Annotated in this window: 19 protein-coding genes; 4 read left to right on the forward strand and 15 right to left on the reverse strand. The window is 60.5% G+C overall.

Annotated elements, in window-relative coordinates; translation table 11 throughout:
- Positions 1 to 305: 305 nt before the first annotated feature.
- The 3 genes from AC07N8_RS01645 (at position 306) to AC07N8_RS01655 (ending at position 2680) form a co-directional block, all read left to right on the forward strand.
- Positions 306 to 971: a DsbA family oxidoreductase gene (locus AC07N8_RS01645; protein ID WP_483841896.1), complete on the forward strand. Its 666-nt coding sequence runs from the start codon at positions 306 to 308 to the stop codon at positions 969 to 971.
- A gap of 108 nt (positions 972 to 1079) precedes the next feature.
- The gene (locus tag AC07N8_RS01650; protein ID WP_493142320.1) at positions 1080 to 1775 is read left to right on the forward strand and encodes a hypothetical protein; all 696 of its coding nucleotides are present in this window, start codon (positions 1080 to 1082) and stop codon (positions 1773 to 1775) included.
- Complete coding sequence (locus tag AC07N8_RS01655) at positions 1772 to 2680, forward strand: hypothetical protein (protein WP_493142321.1); 909 nt, start codon at positions 1772 to 1774, stop codon at positions 2678 to 2680. Before AC07N8_RS01650 ends, AC07N8_RS01655 begins: the two co-directional genes overlap by 4 nt.
- Before the next feature lie 37 nt (positions 2681 to 2717).
- Here AC07N8_RS01655 and AC07N8_RS01660 read toward each other — a convergent pair whose 3' ends face one another.
- The 5 genes from AC07N8_RS01660 to AC07N8_RS01680 form a co-directional block, all read right to left on the reverse strand.
- Positions 2718 to 4106 carry a sigma-54-dependent transcriptional regulator gene (locus tag AC07N8_RS01660; protein ID WP_493142323.1) on the reverse strand — a complete coding sequence of 463 codons (1389 nt, stop codon included), beginning with the start codon at positions 4104 to 4106 and terminating at the stop codon, positions 2718 to 2720.
- Positions 4096 to 5868: a sensor histidine kinase gene (locus AC07N8_RS01665; protein WP_493142325.1), complete on the reverse strand. Its 1773-nt coding sequence runs from the start codon at positions 5866 to 5868 to the stop codon at positions 4096 to 4098. The genes AC07N8_RS01660 and AC07N8_RS01665 overlap by 11 nt, the downstream gene beginning before the upstream one ends.
- A 103-nt stretch (positions 5869 to 5971) precedes the next feature.
- Positions 5972 to 6865, reverse strand: coding sequence for an alpha/beta hydrolase (locus AC07N8_RS01670; RefSeq protein ID WP_483841891.1), 894 nt, complete (start codon positions 6863 to 6865; stop codon positions 5972 to 5974).
- A complete protein-coding gene (locus AC07N8_RS01675) occupies positions 6862 to 8256 on the reverse strand; it encodes an aspartate aminotransferase family protein (RefSeq protein WP_493142327.1) in 1395 nt (464 codons plus the stop codon). The genes AC07N8_RS01670 and AC07N8_RS01675 overlap by 4 nt, the downstream gene beginning before the upstream one ends.
- Entirely contained in the window at positions 8249 to 8947 is a 699-nt protein-coding gene (locus AC07N8_RS01680; RefSeq protein WP_493142328.1) for an MtnX-like HAD-IB family phosphatase, read from the reverse strand. Before AC07N8_RS01680 ends, AC07N8_RS01675 begins: the two co-directional genes overlap by 8 nt.
- Positions 8948 to 9166: 219 nt before the next feature.
- Between AC07N8_RS01680 and AC07N8_RS01685 the strand changes: the two genes are divergently transcribed.
- On the forward strand, positions 9167 to 9919 hold the full coding sequence (locus AC07N8_RS01685) for a MipA/OmpV family protein (protein WP_493142330.1): 753 nt from the start codon (positions 9167 to 9169) through the stop codon (positions 9917 to 9919).
- A gap of 120 nt (positions 9920 to 10039) precedes the next feature.
- Here AC07N8_RS01685 and AC07N8_RS01690 read toward each other — a convergent pair whose 3' ends face one another.
- From AC07N8_RS01690 to glpD, 10 genes are all read right to left on the reverse strand, one after another.
- A complete protein-coding gene (locus AC07N8_RS01690; RefSeq protein ID WP_493142332.1) occupies positions 10040 to 10441 on the reverse strand; it encodes a DMT family transporter in 402 nt (133 codons plus the stop codon).
- Positions 10434 to 10808 (reverse strand): DMT family transporter, encoded by a 375-nt coding sequence (locus tag AC07N8_RS01695; RefSeq protein WP_493142526.1) that lies wholly within the window; start codon positions 10806 to 10808, stop codon positions 10434 to 10436. The genes AC07N8_RS01690 and AC07N8_RS01695 overlap by 8 nt, the downstream gene beginning before the upstream one ends.
- Positions 10809 to 10959: 151 nt before the next feature.
- Positions 10960 to 11289: a GlpM family protein gene (locus AC07N8_RS01700; RefSeq protein ID WP_191624655.1), complete on the reverse strand. Its 330-nt coding sequence runs from the start codon at positions 11287 to 11289 to the stop codon at positions 10960 to 10962.
- 8 nt (positions 11290 to 11297) lie between these two features.
- Positions 11298 to 12626, reverse strand: a complete 1329-nt coding sequence (gene aauR / locus AC07N8_RS01705; RefSeq protein WP_493142334.1) for a two-component response regulator AauR — start codon at positions 12624 to 12626, stop codon at positions 11298 to 11300.
- On the reverse strand, positions 12623 to 14524 hold the full coding sequence (aauS, locus tag AC07N8_RS01710; RefSeq protein ID WP_493142336.1) for a two-component sensor histidine kinase AauS: 1902 nt from the start codon (positions 14522 to 14524) through the stop codon (positions 12623 to 12625). Before aauS ends, aauR begins: the two co-directional genes overlap by 4 nt.
- 221 nt (positions 14525 to 14745) lie before the next feature.
- On the reverse strand, positions 14746 to 15480 hold the full coding sequence (locus tag AC07N8_RS01715; protein ID WP_123434954.1) for an amino acid ABC transporter ATP-binding protein: 735 nt from the start codon (positions 15478 to 15480) through the stop codon (positions 14746 to 14748).
- Positions 15477 to 16148, reverse strand: a complete 672-nt coding sequence (locus AC07N8_RS01720) for an amino acid ABC transporter permease (RefSeq protein ID WP_123434953.1) — start codon at positions 16146 to 16148, stop codon at positions 15477 to 15479. Before AC07N8_RS01720 ends, AC07N8_RS01715 begins: the two co-directional genes overlap by 4 nt.
- Complete coding sequence (locus AC07N8_RS01725; RefSeq protein ID WP_483841884.1) at positions 16148 to 16894, reverse strand: amino acid ABC transporter permease; 747 nt, start codon at positions 16892 to 16894, stop codon at positions 16148 to 16150. The genes AC07N8_RS01720 and AC07N8_RS01725 overlap by 1 nt, the downstream gene beginning before the upstream one ends.
- Positions 16895 to 17087: 193 nt before the next feature.
- Positions 17088 to 18002 carry a glutamate/aspartate ABC transporter substrate-binding protein gene (locus tag AC07N8_RS01730; RefSeq protein WP_493142337.1) on the reverse strand — a complete coding sequence of 305 codons (915 nt, stop codon included), beginning with the start codon at positions 18000 to 18002 and terminating at the stop codon, positions 17088 to 17090.
- Positions 18003 to 18344: 342 nt separating this feature from the next.
- Positions 18345 to 19883 (reverse strand): glycerol-3-phosphate dehydrogenase, encoded by a 1539-nt coding sequence (gene glpD / locus AC07N8_RS01735; RefSeq protein WP_493142339.1) that lies wholly within the window; start codon positions 19881 to 19883, stop codon positions 18345 to 18347.
- Positions 19884 to 20130: the final 247 nt, after the last annotated feature.

A 20130-nucleotide genomic window follows, 5' to 3' on the forward strand; every position in this document is an offset into this window, starting at 1 on the left:
ACCGACGGCCCTCCAGGCGCACAAGCCGGCGGATTCTGACGTGCTTGTAGGCGATGGCGCAAGGCGCTGTAGCTTTCAGGAAGTAACCCTAAACAGAACTAAACACTCCCGCCAAAACACCGCCGTTCCCCCTGTGGGAGCGAGCCTGCTCGCGAAAGCGGTGTAACAGTCAATGCAGTATTGAATGACACGACGCCTTCGCGAGCAGGCTCGCTCCCACAGGGGATTGTGGTATGGCTGCCACCGTGGGCCTGTCGGGTGTATCGTTCCAGCTTTCCCGCGCGATCCAGCCAGCGAGGTGTGTGATGAGTACCCCTTTGAAAATCGATTTCGTCAGCGACGTGTCCTGCCCCTGGTGCGTTGTCGGCTTGTACGGCCTGACCCGGGCGCTGGAGATTCTGCGCGATGAGGTCCAGGCCGAGATCCGTTTCCAGCCGTTCGAACTGAACCCGAAGATGGGCCCTGACGGCCAGAACATCACCGAACACATCACCGAAAAATACGGCTCGACGCCCGAGCAATCCCAGAAGAACCGCGAAATGATCCGCGCCCGTGGCGCCGAGGTCGGCTTCGCGTTTCGCACCGACGGCAACAGCCGCATCTACAACACCTTTGATGCTCATCGGTTGTTGTTTTGGGCAGGGCTGGAAGGCTTGCAGTTCAACCTGAAAGAAGCGCTGTTCAAGGCGTATTTCAGCGACGGCGGTAACCCGTCCGATCACAGTCAGTTGGCGCAGATCGCTGAAAGTGTGGGGCTGAACCGGCAACGGGCCGAGGCGATTCTGGCGTCGGATGAATACGCCAAAGAGGTGGTTGAGGAAGAGCAATTGTGGCTGACCCGTGGCGTGAGTTCGGTGCCGACGGTGGTGTTCAACGGGCAGTACGCCGTCACGGGCGGGCAGCCGGTGGAGACGTTTGTCGGGGCGATCCGGCAGATCATGAGTGAGTCCAAGGGCGGGCAAGTGAACTGAAGCCCGCCCGCAGAGCGTTGCGCGTAAAAAAATATCAATGTGCCACTACAGTTGAAACAAAGGCTGCCGACACAGGAAGCACTGTTATCAATCATAGGGACTTGATCCATGACCTTTCGCGCGTTTCGTACTTGGGCTGCCATCACGTTGCTGGCCTGTCTGACCCTCACCGGGTGCGCCCACGTCCAGCCTCCCGTACCGCTGGACCATCAATTCTGGGATGCCAAAGAGCCGACCATCGGCGTGGCAATCACGGTGCTGCCAGCGCCGGTGCTGGCTCTGACCGGTAATCAGGGCCTTATCGATTACGCGATCAACCGCGGCGTCAACAGCAAGCTCAGCGACAACGTGGAGCATTGGCAGACCCGCGACCTTAATACGTTGCCGGATGTGATCGTCGCCAAGCTGCAAGCCAAAGGCTACAAGGCCAAGCGGATCGACGAGCCGCTGGACCTGCAAAAATTCAAGGAAACCAGTTTCCGCGAAGGCTACACGGTTCGCGACTTGACCCCGATCAAAACCGCTCATGGTGTCGATCGCCTGCTGTTGGTCAACGTCTTCGCCACCGGCGCCACTCGCAGCTACTACAGTGTCGTTCCAACCAGCGCGCCAATGGCCCAGGTGACCGGGCAGGGCATGGTGGTCGATCTGGCGGACAACAAACTGTTGTGGTTCCAACCTTTTGCCGCGGTACAAGCCGCTCAGGGCGAATGGGATGAGCCAAACTACGCCAACTTGTCCAACGCTTTCTACCAGGCCATGGACACGAGCCGTCAGCAAATGATTACCCCGTTCGCACAATGAAACGCTCAAGCGCAGCTGCTGCGGCGCTGACGTTGCTGATGTTGGGCGGTTGTGCGCAGAAACCGGGCCTCGAACCCGGTTTCAAGGATCAGGGCGCGTTGCCCTATGTCCAGGCTCACGGGCTGAAGGTTGAGGTGCAACTACCACCGACGTTTGTCGGTGCCAGCACGGTGATCGATACCAAGGCAGCCCAGGCCGCCGCGACCTCGAGTTACAACATGGTGGCGAGTTCGGGCAACAGTGCCGGGCTTGCTGGCGTGTTGGTTGCCAGCCTGGTCAATACTCAAATGGGCAGCGGCACCTTGCAGCGCGATGCCGAAAAAGCGGCGCTCAATGAGGCGCGGCCCATGGCCGACTTACTCTCCGGCATACCGTTACAGGAGCGTCTGCAACAGCGTTATCAACAGGCCTCGAACGTGGCCGGGCTCAAACAGGGCGAAGGGGCCGTCACCGCACGTTTGGTCATCGAACCCAAGCTGATGCTCGGCCCTGACCGTGGCAGTTTTGTGCTGATCAATCAGGTGCAGGTTCAGGATATCGCCGGTTCGGCGCTGTATCGCATGCGCATCGAAGTGGTCAGCCAACCGATCCGGCGCTGCGGCAGCCAGTGCATCGACGACGGCGGTCTTGACCTGGCGAAGGTCACGGCAGTGCTCAACGAGTGCATTGATGAGTCGATGCGGGTGCTCGCCACCGACCTGATGCAGCCAACGCCACCGCCGGCGGCCCAGGAAACCTTGCGTTATGTTCTCGATGGTCAGAGGGTGGTCGAGCGCGGTTATCAACTGGCCACCAACGGCAGCTACTGGCGCTATCGCAACCTCTACGGCGCGGTGAAATCGGTGCCGGTGCCCTTTGAAGACGCCATGAGCCAAGCACAGTTGCAGAAGGTGTATGCGCACTAGCCGTGCGACGATGGGCAATCGCCGCAGGGTTCAGTGATCAGCGGACAATCTTGTCCACATGTATCCCCAGTTTTTTCAGCCGATACCAAAAGCTGCGCTCGGAGATTCCGATCAACTGCGCCGCCGCAGCCTGCACGCCATTGCTCTGCGCCAACGCCGCCAGAATGTAGGACTTCTCCACTTGGGCCAGCGCCGCTTCCAGGTCCGCTGGCACACTGCCTTCCGCGATCAGTACACCGCTGTCAGCCGATCGCGACGCAAACAAATACGCCGGCAGATCATCCTCTTCAATCACCGCCGCGGACGCGACGATGGTCGCGCGCTCCACGCAGTTTTGCAGTTCTCGGATATTCCCCGGCCACGAATAATTGGCCATCGCCTGCAACGCCTCGGCGCTGAAACCGGTGATGCGTTTGCCCGCCGTGGCCCCCAGCGTATGGGCGAAATGCCGGGCCAGCGGCGCGATGTCTTCGACCCGTTCGCGCAGCGCCGGCAACGGGATCGGGAACACGTTGAGGCGGTAGTAAAGGTCTTCGCGAAACTCCTTGTTCGCCACCGCGTCCAGCAAGTTCTTGTTGGTCGCCGCGATCACCCGCACATCCACCTTGCGCTCGCGCGGATCGCCCACCGGTTCGATCACTCGCTCCTGCAACGCCCGAAGGATTTTCGCCTGCAAGGCCAACGGCATTTCACCGATTTCATCGAGAAATAACGTGCCCTTGTCCGCCTGCATGAAACGCCCGACCCGATCTGCCACGGCGCCGGTAAACGCGCCTTTGCGGTGGCCGAACATTTCGCTTTCCAGCAGGCCTTCCGGGATCGCCGCGCAGTTCACCGCGACGAATGGCTTGTCCGCGCGATTGCCGTGTTTGTGGATGGCGCGGGCGACCATTTCCTTGCCGGTGCCGCTCTCGCCGGTCAGCAGGATGGTCGCGTTGCTTTCACGCACCGAGTCGATGGCGTGCAGCACCCGTCGGAAGCTCGGGCTGTCGCCGATCAGGCTGTCGATCTGCTGGTGTTCATCGAGTTCGGCGCGCATGCGCTGGTTGTCTTTGAGGATGTCGCGAAACTGCAGGGCCTTGTTGACGGTGATGTCCAGTTCGTCGATGTCGAACGGTTTGGCGATGTAGTCGAAGGCGCCGTTGCGCATCGACTGCACGGCGTTTTTCACCGTGCTGTAGGCGGTCATGACGATCACCGGCAAGTGCGGATATCGGGTTTTGATTTCCGCGAGCAATTGCGGGCCGTCCATGCCGGGCATGCGCCAGTCGCTGATCACCAGGTCGATGTCATCGCACTCCAGCACCTTGAGCGCGTGCAGGCCATTGCCAGCGGTGAACACCTGAATGCCGCTCTGACTCAACGCCGATGCCAGCAGGTCGCACAGCTTGGGTTCGTCGTCGACTACCAGTACGTTATGTGTCATCACTGCCCCTGTCGAACGGTTCGCCGTTGGCCGGAATGTACAAGGTGAACGTCGCCCCGGCTTCTATTTCACTGACGCATTCGATGCGTCCGTCGTGACTTTCCATGATCGAGAAGACCTTGGCCAGACCCAGCCCGGTGCCGGACGCCTTGGTGGTGACGAACGGCGTGAAGATCCGTTCGAGCATGTCCGCTGCGATGCCCTGGCCGGTATCGCTGATGCGGATGACGGTGTAGTGCTGCTCGCTGCTGATCCCGACCGTCAGGCGACCGCCCCCGGGCATGGCGTCGATGGCATTGACGATCAGGTTCAGCCCGGCCTGCTTGAGTTGCCGCGCGTCGGCATACAGGGTCGCGGCCGGCGCCCGGTCGTCGATGTGCACTTCGATGTGGTGGCTGGCCAGTTCCGGCGCACAGAAGCCGATCAATTCATCCACCAGCGGGCGGGCCAGCTGCGTCGAGCGCATCGGTGCGCTGGGCTTGGCGAAGTCGAGGAAGTCGGTGATCAGGTCGTTGATGCGGCTGACTTCGCTGACCACGTATTCCAGGTGACGCTTGTCGGTCTCGGGCAAATCGGCGCGCCGGTGCAGCAATTGCGTGGCGGTTTTGATGATGCCCAGCGGGTTGCGGATTTCATGGGCCAGGCCCATCGCCACTTCGCCCAGCGCATGTAGACGGTCGCGACGGCGCAGCTGCGATTCCAGGTGTTGCAACTCGCCGAGGCGTTCGCTCATGTGGTTGAACGTGCTGCTCAGTTCCGCCAGTTCGTCGCCGCCGGTGACCTCCAGGCGCTGGCGGTAATCGCCGGCAATCACCGCTTGCACGCCTTTGGCCAAGCCGCGCAAGGGCTTGGTCAGGCGCTGCGACACCAGCCAGCCGACCGCCAGGGACGCCGCCGAGCTGAGCAGGAAAATCAGGATGAACAGGTTGCTCTGGTTCACTAGCCCGACCAGGCTGGTATGGCGCAGCAGGCCGCTGAAGATCACGCCTTGCAGCTCGCCGTTTTCATTGAGGATCGGTTGATAGATGCCGCTGTAGCGGTTGGTGAATTGTTCGATCGGTTGCTTGGTGGTGCGCAGGATCTGTTCGATTTTCTCCGGCACGGTCGTCGGGTGATCTTCGAAGCGCTGGGTGGCGAAGATCTCCGAGAAGTCGTCGGCCTTGGCCAGGTACAGGCGCAGATCAAGAGAATGCACGTCGGCCACGCTGGTGAGGAAACTGCTGTCGAGGTACGTCGCGACCACCAGTTTGTAGTCGACGTTGTCCTGATCGGTCTCGAAGGTCGAGACCACCGTCCCGGTCGCCACGCCGCCGACTTGCAGGGTCTGCAACACCGCTTTGGGCTCGGTGCTGATTTGCCGGACGATGTCGTCGGCGACGGTGCTGAACACCACTTTGTGATCGCTGTTGCGCACCAGCGCCACCACGTCGATGCCCATGGAGTCGGCAATGTCAGTGGTGAGTTTGTCGTGCCTGGCCGACAGTCGATCCGTGGGCGGGCGGGTGTAGCGCAGGAACAACTGCGCGGCCCGGGCGTTGTCGCGCAGGATCTCGCTGATTTCGTCTTCGACGATCTTGGTCGATTCCTGCAGCCAGATGCGCACGTTACTGTCGAAAATCTGCGACAGCGTGGTGGCCGCCAGTTCGGCGGCGATCATGGTCGGGATCACGCTGACCAGCCAGAAGGCGAGCACCAGTTTGCGTTGCAGGCTCCAGCCGGAGAGGGCGAACGGTCGGGCGGTGACGGGTGATTCTTTGGTCATTGGGTTTCGCTTATCGCAGCAAGTCCGATCGGATAAACCGTTTCAATACAGTAGCCGACTTCGCCCTGTAGCAGCAGGCTTCGCCAATTGCTACAGGTCGTGTTCAGGCCAGTTGGCGATAGTCCTGGCGAATGGGCTGCGGGGCGTAGCCTTGTTGCATGAAACGGTGCTGGATGAAATCCGCGCTCAGCTCCACCACGCGGCGGTATTGCAGGTCGACGGTGATCATGTGATAGCAATCGTCGAGCAGCACCTTCACCACCGGCCCGCCGAGTTTTCGCTCCACGTAATCGGCATTCCACGCGCTGGTGATGTCGTCTTCCCTTGAGTGCAGCACCAATGCCTGAGTGGTGATCTGCGGCATGCGTTTTTTCACCGCCGCCACTAACCGATGCAATTCGCGAACGCTGACCCCGGACATGGTCAGCAGTCCGGCATTGCTGCTTTCACCGGCCTTCATCTGCCGCTCGACAATCGCGCGCAAGCGTTCGTCCTTGATGCCGAACGGTGATTTTTCGTTGAAGCGGCACAGGTGCACGCCGTACGGAAGCGACATCACCAGGCTGCTCAATTTTGCCACCCAAGGCATGTTCCAGCCGTCGTACCGCAGGGTCGTCGAGTACAGCAACAAGCCTTCGATCTGCCCCGGATGCTCGGCGGCCAGGTACATCGACAACACCGCGCCCATGGACAGACCGCCGACAAACACATGCTCGTGCTTGCGTCGCACGCCGACGAAGGTGTTGCGCGCGCTTTCGTACCAGTCGCGCCAACCGGTGGCTTGCAGGTCGGCGTTGTTCCCGCAATGGCCGGCCAGGGTTGGCACATACACCGTGCACCCGGCCTTGGCCAGGCCCATGGCGACCCGACGCAACTCAGTCGGGGTGCCGGTGAGACCGTGGATCAACAACACCGCGACCTCCCCTGAACCGAGAACGAAACCGGCGCTGCCTTCGCCCATGTCGATCTGCACTTCGTCTTCAAAAACCGCGTTCATCGTTTCATGGCTCGATGCAGCAAGCGGTCGAGCAGGGCGATGCCGAGGTCGATTTCCTGGTAGCTGATTTCCAGCGAAGGCGCGAGGGTGATCACGTTTTTGTAGTAACCGCCCATATCGAGAATCAGGCCGAGGCGTTTACCGTCGATTTCGATGTCGCCCTTCATGCCTTCATCGACCATGAAATCCAGGGTCGCCTTGTCCGGCGTGAAGCCGTCCGGGCCGCAGATTTCGCAGCGCAGGGCCAGGCCCAGACCGTCGACGTCGCCGATGATCGGGTAGCGTTTCTGCAAGTCTTTCAGGCCTTCGAGGAAATATTTGCCCTTGTTCATCACCATCGCGCCGTAGTCGAACTCGCTGGTCATCTTGAACATTTCCAGGCCCACCGCCGTGCCCAGCGGGTTGGAAGCGAAGGTCGAGTGGGTCGACCCTGGCGGGAAGATTTTCGGGTTGATCAACTCTTCCTTGGCCCAGATGCCGCCCAGCGGATTGAGGCCGTTGGTCAAGGCTTTGCCGAAGACGATGACGTCCGGTTTGACGTCGAAGTGCTCGATCGACCACAGCTTGCCGGTGCGGTAGAAGCCCATCTGGATTTCGTCGACGACCATCAAAATGCCGTGCTGATCCAGCACATGCTTGAGTTCGCTGTAGAAGTTCATCGGCGGAATCACGTAACCGCCGGTGCCCTGGATCGGCTCGACGTAGAACGCTGCGTATTCACTCTGGCCGACTTTGGGGTCCCAGACGCCGTTGTATTCGGTCTCGAACAGGCGGGCGAATTGCTGCACGCAATGGCTGCCGTATTCTTCCTTGGTCATGCCTTTGGGGCCACGGAAGTGGTACGGGAACGGGATGAAATTGGCGCGCTCGCCGAAGTGCCCGTAGCGACGGCGATAGCGGTAGCTGGAGGTGATCGACGAGGCGCCGAGGGTCCGACCGTGATAACCGCCCTCGAAGGCGAACATCAGGCTTTTGCCGTTGGTGGCGTTGCGCACCACTTTCAGCGAGTCCTCGATGGATTGCGAACCGCCGACGTTGAAGTGCACGCGACCGTCGAGGCCGAACTTTTTCTTGGCGTCGACCGCGATCATTTCCGAGAGCTCGATCTTGCCTTTGTGCAGGTATTGGCTGGCGATCTGCGGCAGGGTGTCGATCTGTTGTTTCAGCGCGTTGTTCAGGCGCGGGTTGGCGTAGCCGAAGTTGACGGCCGAGTACCACATTTGCAGGTCGAGGTAGGCCTGGTCTTCGGTGTCCCAGACGTAGGAGCCCTTGCAACGGCTGAAAATACGCGGTGGGTCGATGTAGTGAACGGTGTCGCCGTAGGAGCAGTATTTGGCTTCTTTATCCAGGAGGATCTGGTCTTCAGGGGTCGCGATTCGAATATCAGACATGGTGGAAGAGTTCCTGTGTTTCAACGTTGAAAGTGGTGGCGTTGGCGGCGCTGGCGTTTGGCAGCAGGGCCAGCAGGGCAGGGAGTTCGGCGAAGCTGTCGAAGCGCGCATGAGGAATGCCGTTGCGCTCGCAGTGCTCGGCCAGGCGATCCTTGGCGAACACGAAATCGGCGGTGGCGGCCACGCACATGTCGGACTGGCCATCGCCGATCACCAGCACTCGTTTAGCGCTGGGGGTGGATTTGCATTTGCAGTTGCCGGACGCGGCGCGGCAGGCGTCGCTGGCATGCGGGAAGTCGATGCGCCAGCTGTCGTGGCCTTGCTGCCGCAAGCGGTTGGCGAGGATCGGCAACAAGCTTACATAGTTGCGCGCCAGGATCCGGGCGATGCCTTGCTCGATGCCGTCGCTGACCACTTCAAACGAAGCGCCGAGGCCGATGGCGTGGTCGACGAAGTCGGGGAAGTCCGGGTCGATCTCGATGGCGTCGAAGAACCCGAGCAGTTCACTGGGTGTGGCCTTGACCAGCGCGAGCTGGCGGCTGAGGCATTCACGGGAACCGATGCTACCGGCCAGCCACTCGTTTTCGATCGCTTCCCAACTCGGGTCGGCGAAGCGTTGGAGGATGCTGTCGATCACGTCGGTGCGGGTGATGGTCCCGTCGAAATCACACACGATATGCCAGTCAATCATCTGCAGTACCTATTGGGCGTTGCGCGCTGTCTGCGCTTGCCAAGGGAGTAGAGCAGGGACTGTGCCAACCGGGTCTGGCCCAGCAGGGCTGGGGTTGTGGCGGGATTTGAGCGCCGCGAAGCTACAATTTTTGTAGGTCGCTACAAACAACATGAGTGCTTGCGCGGGGGAGGTGAAACGGGGATTGATGCGCGCCTGTCCCGTACAAGGAATGGCCTCATGTCGAGGATCACTGTTGTTCTATTCGCTGCACTGACGTGCCTGTCGGCCAGCGTTTCAGCGGCCGGCATTACCGGAGAGGCCGGGGCCGGTCTCAGCTATCAGCCACACGATCCGAGCGGCAGTCGCTACGAAGTCCGGCCGGTGCCGTACCTCGATCTGGACTGGGGCGATGTCAGCCTCGGTACGGATGACGGCCTGACCTGGAATGCGTTGAAGGCCAACGGTTTCAGCGCCGGACCGTTCGTCAATTACCTGCCGGGACGGACTGCCAACGGTGAGCTGCAAGGCTTGCACGACGTGCCGGACATGGGCGAAGTGGGCGGGTTTGTGCAGTACGCACCGGCCGATTTCTGGCGAGTGTTTGCCTCGGTCGGGCAAGCGGTGGGCGCGCGTGGCGGGATGTTGGGCCGTGTCGGCGGGGAGGTGGGTTATCCCGTGGGTGGCGGGGTGATTGGCAGCTCCAATGTGACGGCGCGCTTTGCCAATGCCCGGCAGAATCAGGCGTTTTTTGGTGTCAGCGGGGATGAGTCGCTGGCTTCCGGGATTCGGCCTTATAACGCCGGAGGTGGCTTGCAGAATGTGGCGTTGACCCAGAGTTTTGAGTTTCCGCTGGCGCCGCATTGGTCGTTGTTGACCAGTGCGAGCTGGATTCACCTGACGGGATCGGCGGCGGATAGCAGCATCGTCAAAGCGGTCGGGGATAGCAATCAGGGGGAAGTGCAGGCGGCGATTGCTTACAAATTTCGGTGACTGGACTGACGCCTTCGCGAGCAGGCTCGCTCCCACAGTTGACCGCATTTCTCCAGAATGAATGCGTTCCCTTGTGGGAGCGAGCCTGCTCGCGAAGGCGTCTTCAAGTTCGATGGATATCTAGCTTTCTTCACCTTCAGCCAACAACGCAATCCCGCCAATAATCACCGCCACCCCCACCCAGTGCAGCCCGCTGATCTGCTCCCCCAACCCCAGCCACGAGCCGAGCAAAACCCCGACAAACACCAGCGAACTCAACGGAAACGCCAGCGACAAACTGCTACGTCGCAAGATCAGCATCCACACAAAAAACGCGCCGATACCGCAGCCCACGGCACTCAGTACGCCGGGGTCGACCACTACGGCTTGCAGCCATTGCAGGGTAAACGTCATCTGCCCCAACTGATCGCCGCCGACCTTGGTCGCAATCTGCCCGGCACTTTCCAGAACAATCAGCAGCGCCCACAGCACCACGGTTCCGAGCCGCCCGTGCAGCCAATCCATCGATCTGGAATCAGGCATGGCCGGCACACACGAGCATCACGCCCACCGTAATCACCAGGGTTGCCAGCCAGCGTCGGTGGCTGACGGTTTCGCCCAGCACCACTTTGCCCGCCAGCACCACGCCGCAATAGGCCAGCGCTCCGGCCGGGAACAACAGGCTCAAAGGGGCTCGGGACAACGCTTCAAGCCAGACGAAAAACTCCAGTGCATAGGCGCCGATCCCGCACCACAGCAGCGGCGCGTTGAACACCTGGCCCCAGAAGGCGTTCAGCCGAAAACCGCCTTCGAGTTCCGGCAAACGGTCCAGGCCGAGCTTGAAACAGAGCTGGCCGATGACGTCCAGCACGATGGAAAAAGCGACCAGCAGAATGACGGTGAAGGTCAGGTCGGGATCTAGGATAGGCACGGTCAGGATTCACCCTTGGCGGACGCTCCCGGACACCGGGTTCATCGAACATGAAGACCGGCCGGGAGGGCTTTGCGGGGTAAATGCAAGGGACGGGCCAGTGAGCCTGATGGAGATCCCCTGTGGGGTGTCAGGAGTGAAGGCGGACCCACACGGTGACGAGGATGGTCGCCGCGATCAACCAACCCACTGCCGCGACGGCGAGTGAAGCCTCCAGCCGCATCCGGTCCACCATCACATACAGCGTCGCCAGGTAAACGAAGTACGGAATGATCGACCACATGCCAAACACGATGGTGGTCTTCAAATCTTCCACCGAGCGTCCTTTGCCGACGATGAAATGCGCAATCAGCGCAAAGGTCGGAAACAACGGCACCAGCCCGGCGATGTAGTAATTTTTGGTCTTGGCCAGCGCCGCCAGAATCAGCACGACCGCCGCACCCAGAGCCGCTTTCAGAATCAGATCCATCAGTGGCTCAGCCCGTACTTTTTGACTTTGTCGAACAGCGTGGTCTTGGCCATGCCCAGTTCCAGGCTGGCTTGGGTCAGGTTGCCGCCGCTGCGTTGCAAGGCGTCGCCGAGCAAGGTGCGTTCGAAGGCTTCCACCGCTTCGGCGAACGCCAGGCCCTGATTACTGCCACTGGCGCCGGTTTTCTTGAAGGCCGGCAGGCCGAGGGCGAAGCGTTCGGCGACGTTGCGCAGTTCCCGCACGTTGCCCGGCCAGTCGTGGCTCATCAGGTTCGACAGGGTCTGGTTGTCCAGCTCCGGTACGGCGCGGTCAAAGCGCAGGGAGGACTGCTGCAAAAAGTGCTCGAACAATTGCAGGATGTCTTCGCGACGTTCGCGCAACGGTGGCAGTTCCAGGGTTACCACGTTCAAGCGGTAATACAGGTCGCTGCGGAACTCACCGGTCTTGCTGGTTTCGGCGAGGTCGGACTTGGTGGCCGCGATCACCCGGCAATCCACCGCCACGCTCTGGTTCGAACCGAGGCGTTCGAGGGTGCGTTCTTGCAACACCCGCAGCAATTTGATTTGCAGGGGCAGGGGCATGCTTTCGACTTCGTCGAGGAACAACGTGCCGCCATCGGCGTGTTCGATCTTGCCGATCCGTCGCTTGCCGGCACCGGTGAACGCGTTGGCCTCGTGACCGAAGATTTCGCTTTCGAACAGGTTCTCCGGCAAGCCGCCGCAGTTCAGCGCGACGAATTGTTTGGTGTGGCGGCGACTGAAGTCATGCAGGCAACGCGCGACCAGTTCTTTACCGGTGCCGGTCTCGCCTTCGATCAACACGTTGGCCGAGGTGTCGGCGACGTTGGCGATCAACTCGCGCAAGTTCTGCATGGCTGGCGAACGGCCGATGATCCGGCCTTCCAGCGAGTCGCGCTCCGCCAGTTGCCGGCGCAACGAAGTCACTTCGCGGGCCAGGCTGCGTTGTTCCAGCGCACGGCGGGCGACGTCCACCAGGCGTTCGGGGGAGAAGGGTTTCTCCATGAAGTCATAGGCGCCTTTTTGCATCGCGCCGACCGCCATGGAGATGTCGCCGTGACCGGTAATCAGCACCACCGGCAGGCTGCGATCGCGGGCCTTGAGGCGGTTCAGCAGCTCCAGGCCATCGATGCCGGGCAGGCGAATGTCACTGATGACGATGCCGGCGAAATTGTCGCCGACCCGTTCCAGCGCTTCTTCGGCGCTGCCGACCCCGACGCAGGGAATGTCTTCCAGGGTCAGCGCCTGTTGGCAGCCGAGCAGCACATGAGGGTCGTCTTCGACGATCAGCACACTAAGGTCGTTGTTCATATTGGCTCGGCGAGAGTGGGGCTTACCAACGGTAAACTGAGGACGAAGGTGGTACCACCGCTGGCCGGGTGTTCAACACCCAAGTGCCCGCCAGTGGCGGCGGCCAGGCTGGCGGACAGGGTCAGGCCGAGGCCCAGCCCTTGTTCGCCGGGTTTGGTGGTGAAGAAGGGTTCGAACAGGTGCTTGCGCGCTTCGGCGTCAATGCCGTGGCCGTTGTCGCGCACGCGCAGGCGATATTTGCCGTCGAAGACGTCGCCTTCCAGCCACAGTTCCGGCAACGGCTGGGCCTGCATGGCGTCGAGGGCGTTGCCGATCAGGTTGACCAGAATCTGTTCGAGGCGGGTCTGGTCGATCTGCACCTGCACATCGGCGAACTCCCGATGCAATTGCAGATGAACACTTTCCACCCGACCGCCGAGCAGTTGCAGAGCCGCGTCCACGGCTTTGCCGAGGCAGGCCTGGCCTTTGTCGTCGCCACGACGGGCGAAGGAGCGCAGGCTGGCGGTGATCCGGCCCATGCGGTCGATCAATTCGTTGATGGTCTTGAGATTGGTGCTGGCGACATCCAGCTGACCGCGCTCCAGAAAGCGCACGGTGTTGCCGGACAAGGTGCGCAGCGCCGCCAATGGCTGGTTCAATTCATGGGCAATGCTGGTCGACATCTGGCCGATGGCCGCGAGCTTGCCGGCCTGCACCAGTTCATCCTGGGCGCGGCGCAGCGTCTCTTCAGCCTGCCGGCGTTCGCGGATCTGCCCCTTGAGCCGCTCGTTGCTGGCGCGCAGGTCGGTGGTGCGTTCGGTAATCCGACGCTCCAGTTGATTGTTGGCTTCCTGCAAGGCTTCCCGGGCGGCGAGGCGGGTGGCGATGACCTTGCGCCGCTCGTTCCAGGCAATCAGCAGGAATGCAACGAGGGCAAACGCCACCGCCACCAGAATCCCTTGGTTGATTGCCTCGCGGCGCAAATCCTGCAGCGGGGTGAGCAGGGTGAAATTCCACGGTGTGTCGCTCAGGGGCCGGGTCTGGGCCAGGTAGCTGATGTCCTCTTCGTCAGACTCCACTTCGCTGTTGGCGGGGAAGGTCAGTTTCTCCACACCCTCGGCCAGGGTTTCACGGGCCAGCGGTTGCAGTTCGTTCAGCGGGAACCAGTAGTATTGGAGGCTGCGGGCGAGTTTTTCCTTGGTCTCGTCGCTCAGCGGCACGACCGACTTGAGGCGCCGCGCCGGATCGCTGGAGAGGATGATGATGCCGTTCTCGTCGCTGACGAACGCTTCGAGGCGCGCCCGTTGCCAGCGTTCTTCCATGGCTTCGAGGCGCACTTTGACCACCGCGACGCCGATGATCTTGCCGTGTTCTTCCAGGCCGTGGGCCAGGTAGTAACCGGGTTCGCCGTTGGTGCTGCCGATGCCGTAGAAACGACCGGGCTGGCCACGAATGGCGTTCTGAAAATAAGCGCGGAAGGAAAGGTCTTCACCGAGGTAACTGTCGACATCGCGCCAGTTACTGGTGGCCATGACACGGCCGGTGGTGTCCATCACATAGATAGCCCGACTGCGGCTGCGCCGGTTCAGGCCTTCAAGGTAATCATTGACCGTTTGCCGGTGTTCCGGCGACGGGTCGGCCAGCAGTTTCGACACACTGGATTCGAGTTCCAGCAGGCTGGGCAGGTAGGTGTACTTGCTGATCTCGCTCTCGACGGCGCGGGCGTGCAGTTCGAGCTGCCGCTGGCCGTTCTCGCTGAGGCTGCGAATGCCGTAGTGTTCACTGATCCAGAAGCCGGCATAACCCAATCCGATCATCAGGGCGATGATCAGCGGCGGCAGGAACAAATGGCGAATCAGACGGGGTTTCACGGCAAGTGATGGCGGCGCTGCGCGATGGAGAGAGGGGTCGCATTTCATCACAGATGCCTTGGGTCAACCACAACACTTGCTAGGCAATCACAGCCGGCCCCTTGTGGGAGCGACCTGTGGCGAGGGGGCTTGCCCCCGTTCGGCTGCGAAGCAGTCGTAAACCCGTTGAATGCGGTTTGACTTCGACACGCAGGGGTCGCTTCGCAACCCAACGGGGGCAAGCCCCCTCGCCACAAAGGCTCGCTCCCACAGGGGATCGGTAGCAGGGCTTAGTGCTGCAAAATTTTGTTGAGGAAGTGCTGTGTCCGCTCGGCACGGTGGCTGATGTCGCCGAAGAACTCTTCTTTCTGGCAGTCCTCGATGATTTTGCCCGCGTCCATGAAGATCACCCGGTCCGCCACTTTGCGGGCGAAGCCCATTTCGTGGGTCACGCACATCATGGTCATGCCTTCGTGGGCCAGTTGCACCATCACGTCGAGCACTTCGTTGACCATTTCCGGGTCGAGCGCCGAGGTCGGTTCGTCGAACAGCATGACGATCGGGTCCATCGCCAGCGCACGGGCAATCGCCACGCGCTGTTGCTGACCACCGGAAAGCTGACCCGGATGCTTGTGCGCATGGGCCGACAGCCCGACGCGCTCAAGCAGTTGCAGGCCTTTCTTGGTGGCTTCTTCCTTGCTGCGGCCCAACACCTTGATCTGCGCGATGGTCAGGTTTTCGGTGATGGTCAGGTGCGGGAACAGTTCGAAATGCTGGAACACCATGCCCACGCGCGAACGCAGTTTCGGCAGGTTGGTCTTCGGGTCGGCGATGGACGTGCCATCGACCACGATGTCGCCCTTCTGGAACGGTTCCAGCGCGTTGACGCATTTGATCAGGGTCGATTTGCCGGAACCGGACGGCCCGCACACCACGATCACTTCGCCTTTTTTGACCTCGGTGCTGCAATCAGTCAGTACCTGGAAGTCGCCATACCACTTGTTGATGTTCTTGATAGAGATCATACGGCAAACCTTTTTTGCAGACGCTTGACCAGCAGCGAGGCGGCAAAGCTGATTGTGAAGTACACGAGACCTGCGAAGACCAGGAACTCATTGGAGCGACCAATAATGTCGCCACTGGCACGCGAAGCATTGAGGAAGTCCACCAGGCCGACCGCGTAGACCAGCGAGGTGTCCTGGAACAGGATGATGCTTTGTTGCAGCAACAGCGGGGTCATCTTGCGGAACGCTTGCGGCAGGATGATCAGACGCATCATCTGGCCGTACGTCATGCCCAGTGCCTGGGCTGCGCCCATCTGGCCCTTGGGAATCGACTGCACGCCGGCCCGGACGATTTCGCAGAAGTACGCGGCTTCAAACATCATGAAGGCCACGATGCACGAAGCGAACGCGCCGATCGGGGTGTCTTCGCCGGTGATCCAGCGCAGTACGAACGGCACCGCCAGATAGAACCAGGTGATCACAAGCAGCAGCGGGATCGAGCGGAAGTAGTTAACGTACGCGCCGGCCAGGTTCGACAGCAGTTTGCTGTGGGACAGACGGCACAGCGCCAGGATGGTGCCGAGGATGATCCCGCCGATCACGCCCAGCGCCATCAGTTGCAGGGTCATGACCATGCCGTTCCACAAGCCCGGCAGGGACGGGATGATGCCCGAGAAGTCGAATTCCATCATTTACCCCCTACGGAGATCAGGCCCGGTACGGCGACTTTCTTCTCGACCATGCGCATCAGCAGCATCAGGCTCATGTTCAGGGTGAAGTAGATCAGGGTTGCCAGGGTGAACGCCTCGAACAAGTTGGCGGAGAACTCGGCGGTCTGTTTGGTTTGCGCGAGCAGCTCCATCAGGCCGATCAGCGAGGCCACGGACGTGTTCTTGAACACGTTGAGGAATTCCGAGGTGAGCGGCGGAATGATGATCCGGTAGGCCTGGGGCAGCAGCACGTTCCAGTAGATCTGCGGCAGCTTGAAGCCCATGGCGCGGGCCGCGGCTTCCTGGCCTTTGGGCAGGGCCTGGATACCGGTGCGCACTTGTTCGCAAACGCGAGCGGTGGTGAACAGGCCCAGGCAGACGACGACGCTGAGGAAAGCCGAAGTGGTCGGGTTGAGGTCCTGTTTGTACCAGTCCTGCAGGTTTTGCGGCAGCAGATCGGGTACCAGGAAGTACCAGATGAACAGCTGAACCAGCAGCGGCACGTTACGGAAGAGTTCGACGTAGCAGGTCGCGATGCCCGATACGATGCGATTCGGCACGGTGCGCATGACGCCCAGAATCGAGCCCAGTGTCAGGGCAATGATCCAGGCCACGATGGCGATGGCAATGGTCCAGCCCAGACCGGTGATGTACCAGTCGAGATAAGTCTCGCTGCCAACGCCGGTGGACTTGAAGAACACGCCCCAGTCCCAGTTGTAATTCATTAGGGTCTCCCCTCAGATCGATCGATGTACAAGTGCCCGCCTGGGGAAGCTCCGTTCCCGCCCGACCATGATAGTCAGGCACACACGAGCGGCTCGACAGCCACCGGTTCGAGTGTTTCCAAAAATGCCAGCAGGGAGTGACAAACTCCTGGGAGGGCAGCGGCCCTCTCAGGAGATAAGGGTAGTCAGAAAATCAGGACTTCTTGTCGTCAGCCGCTTTATCGGTCGGATTGGCGATCAGGGCCTTGAGCTCGTCGCTCATCGGGAAGTTCAGGTTCAGGCCTTTTGGCGGGATCGGAGCCATGAACCATTTTTCGTAGATCTTGTTGATCTCGCCCGACTTGTAGGTGGCGACGATGGCGTCATCCACAGCCTTTTTGAACGGCTCGTCGCCCTTGCGGACCATGCAGCCGTAGATTTCGTAGGACTGTGGAGTACCGGTTACGGCCCAGTCGGCGGCGTTCTTGGCTTTGGCAGCTTCGCCGGCCAGCAGGGCGTCGTCCATCATGAACGCAACAGCGCGGCCCGATTCCAGCATCTGGAAGGACTCGCCGTGGTCTTTGGCGGAGATGACGTTCATGCCCATTTGCTTGTCGGCGTTCATCGACTTGAGGATGCGCTCGGACGTGGTGCCCGCGGTGGTCACGACGTTCTTGCCTTTGAGGTCGGTGAAGTCTTTGTACGGCGAATCTTTCTTGGACAGCAGACGGGTGCCGATCTCGAAGATGCCAACGGAGAAGTCAACTTGCTGCTGACGCTCGACGTTGTTGGTGGTGGAGCCGCACTCGACGTCCACGGTGCCGTTCTGCACCAGCGGGATACGGGTTTGCGAGGTCACCAGGTTGTATTTGACCTGAAGGTTCGGCATGTCCAGGTCTTTCTTGATGGCTTCAACGATTTTCAGCTGCAGATCGTGGGAGTAGCCAACCGGTTTGCCGGAAGCGTCCGCGATGTAGGAAAACGGAATGGAAGCATCACGATGCCCGAGGGTGATGACACCGGACTCTTTGATCTTTTTCAGGGTGCCGGTGAGTTCGGCGGCGAAAACCGGAGTGCTGATCAGAGCGGCAGCAATGGCTGCGCCCAGGATATGGGGAACGATGCGCATCAAATTTTCCTCGACATTGTTTTTCTTATGGAGCCAGTTCGTCGGCCCTTTTGTGCTTCGAATCCCGGTGTACTCCTGAGGAGGTGCAACAGGCATTCGTCGAAGAAGTGTAGAGCATGACTCGTGCCAGGCCAGGCGTGATAGATCAACGTGTTGATTTATAAGGGTATTAAATATTTATGGCGTTATTTTTCGCGAGGAAAAATCCGGTTAACCGAATCGACTGACGGGTCGCGTTCGGAAAACCGAATGAGATCTCAGGCCTGACAGGTGGTGGCTGGGGGAAAGTAAAAAGCCCCTGAATCTCTCGATTCAGGGGCTTTGCTTTAACCGGCTTCCCGATCAGGCCGCTTCGATCTTGCTGCGATTCTGTTCAACCTTGCTCAGGTAATCCGCCAGCTTCTGCTGTTCGGCCGGGGTGGTGAACAGCCCGAGCTTGCTGCGACGCCACAAAATATCGTGAGCGGTGGTCGCCCACTCATCGCTGCACAGGTAATCGACTTCGCGGGTGTAGAGCCCGCCGCCGATATGTTCACCCATGTCACTGAGGTTCTGTACGCCTTCGAGCATGCGCCAGGTGCGGCTGCCATAAGTAGTGGCCCAGCGGCGGGCGATTTCGGTCGGTACCCAGTCGTACTTGTCGCGGATCAAAGCGCATAAGGCTTGCGGGGTGGTCATGTCTTCGCCACCCGGCAGCGTGGCGCTGGCGGTCCAGCTTGGCTTGATGTGCGTGAAGTACGGTGCCAGTTGTGCCAGCGCCGACTCGGCCAGTTTGCGGTAGGTGGTCAGCTTGCCGCCGAACACCGACAACAATGGCGCTTCTTCGCCAGTGCCCGACAGCGCCAGGGTGTAGTCGCGGGTGACGGCCGACGGGTTGTCGGATTCGTCGTTGCACAGCGGGCGAACGCCGGAATAGCTGTGCAGGATATCGTCGCGGCTGATCTGCTTCCTGAAGTGGGCGTTGACCACTTTCAGCAGGTAGTCGGTTTCGCCTTCGGTGATTGCCACTTTGGCGGGATCGCCGGTGTACTCACGGTCGGTGGTGCCGATCAGGGTGAAATGGTTCAGGTACGGAATGGTGAAGACGATGCGCTGATCTTCGTTTTGCAGAATGTGCGCGTGTTCGCCTTCGTACAGCTTCGGCACGATCAGGTGGCTGCCCTGGATCAGGCGGATACCGTATGGCGATTCCATCTTCAGGTCGTCACGAATGAACTTGGCCACCCACGGGCCGGCCGCATTCACCAGGGCCTTGGCGCGGATCGAAAACAGGCTGCCATCGGCACGCTCCAGGTGCAGGTGCCACAGGCCTTTGGTGCGACGAGCGCTGACACAACGGGTCTGGGTGTGAACGTGGGCGCCTTTTTCGCGGGCGGCCATGGCGTTCAGCACAACGAGGCGCGCGTCATCGACCCAGCAATCGGAGTATTCGAAGCCTTTGGTTATTTCGCTTTTCAGTGCGCTGTCCGCACCGAACTTCAGGCTTTTCGAACCTGCCAGTTTTTCCCGTTTGCCGAGGTGGTCATACAGGAACAGGCCGGCGCGAATCATCCACGCCGGGCGCAAGTGGGGGCGATGCGGCAACACGAAGCGCATCTGCTTGACGATGTGCGGCGCCTTGGCCAACAGCACTTCGCGCTCGGCGAGGGCTTCACGCACAAGGCGGAATTCGTAATGTTCGAGGTAGCGCAGGCCACCGTGGATCAGCTTGCTGCTGGCCGAGGACGTGTGGCTGGCCAAGTCGTCCTTTTCACAAAGGAACACCGAAAGACCGCGGCCGGCGGCATCCGCTGCGATCCCTACGCCATTGATCCCGCCACCGATGACGGCGATGTCGTAGACCTCAGCGAGAGGGGGCGTAGGCAAGGTGGAAGTGGGCATCGGCTGGCCTCGGTGCTTGTTTTATGTATTTGAATTCGAACATTAATGTTCATTTGCGAAAATGGTAGCCCATAAAGACGCCCACAGCCAGCTAACTTCGATTGAAAAAACTGATCGAAGGGTGGTTAAAGGAAAATTTTCGAACATTGAATGAAGGGGGTGCTGACCTTTGTGGCGAGGGAGCTTGCTCCCGCTGGAGTGCGCAGCACTCCCAAAAAGGGGATGTGGTTTACCTGGCAGACCGCAT

This window comes from Pseudomonas sp. GW821-FHT10C09, assembly GCF_059415465.1.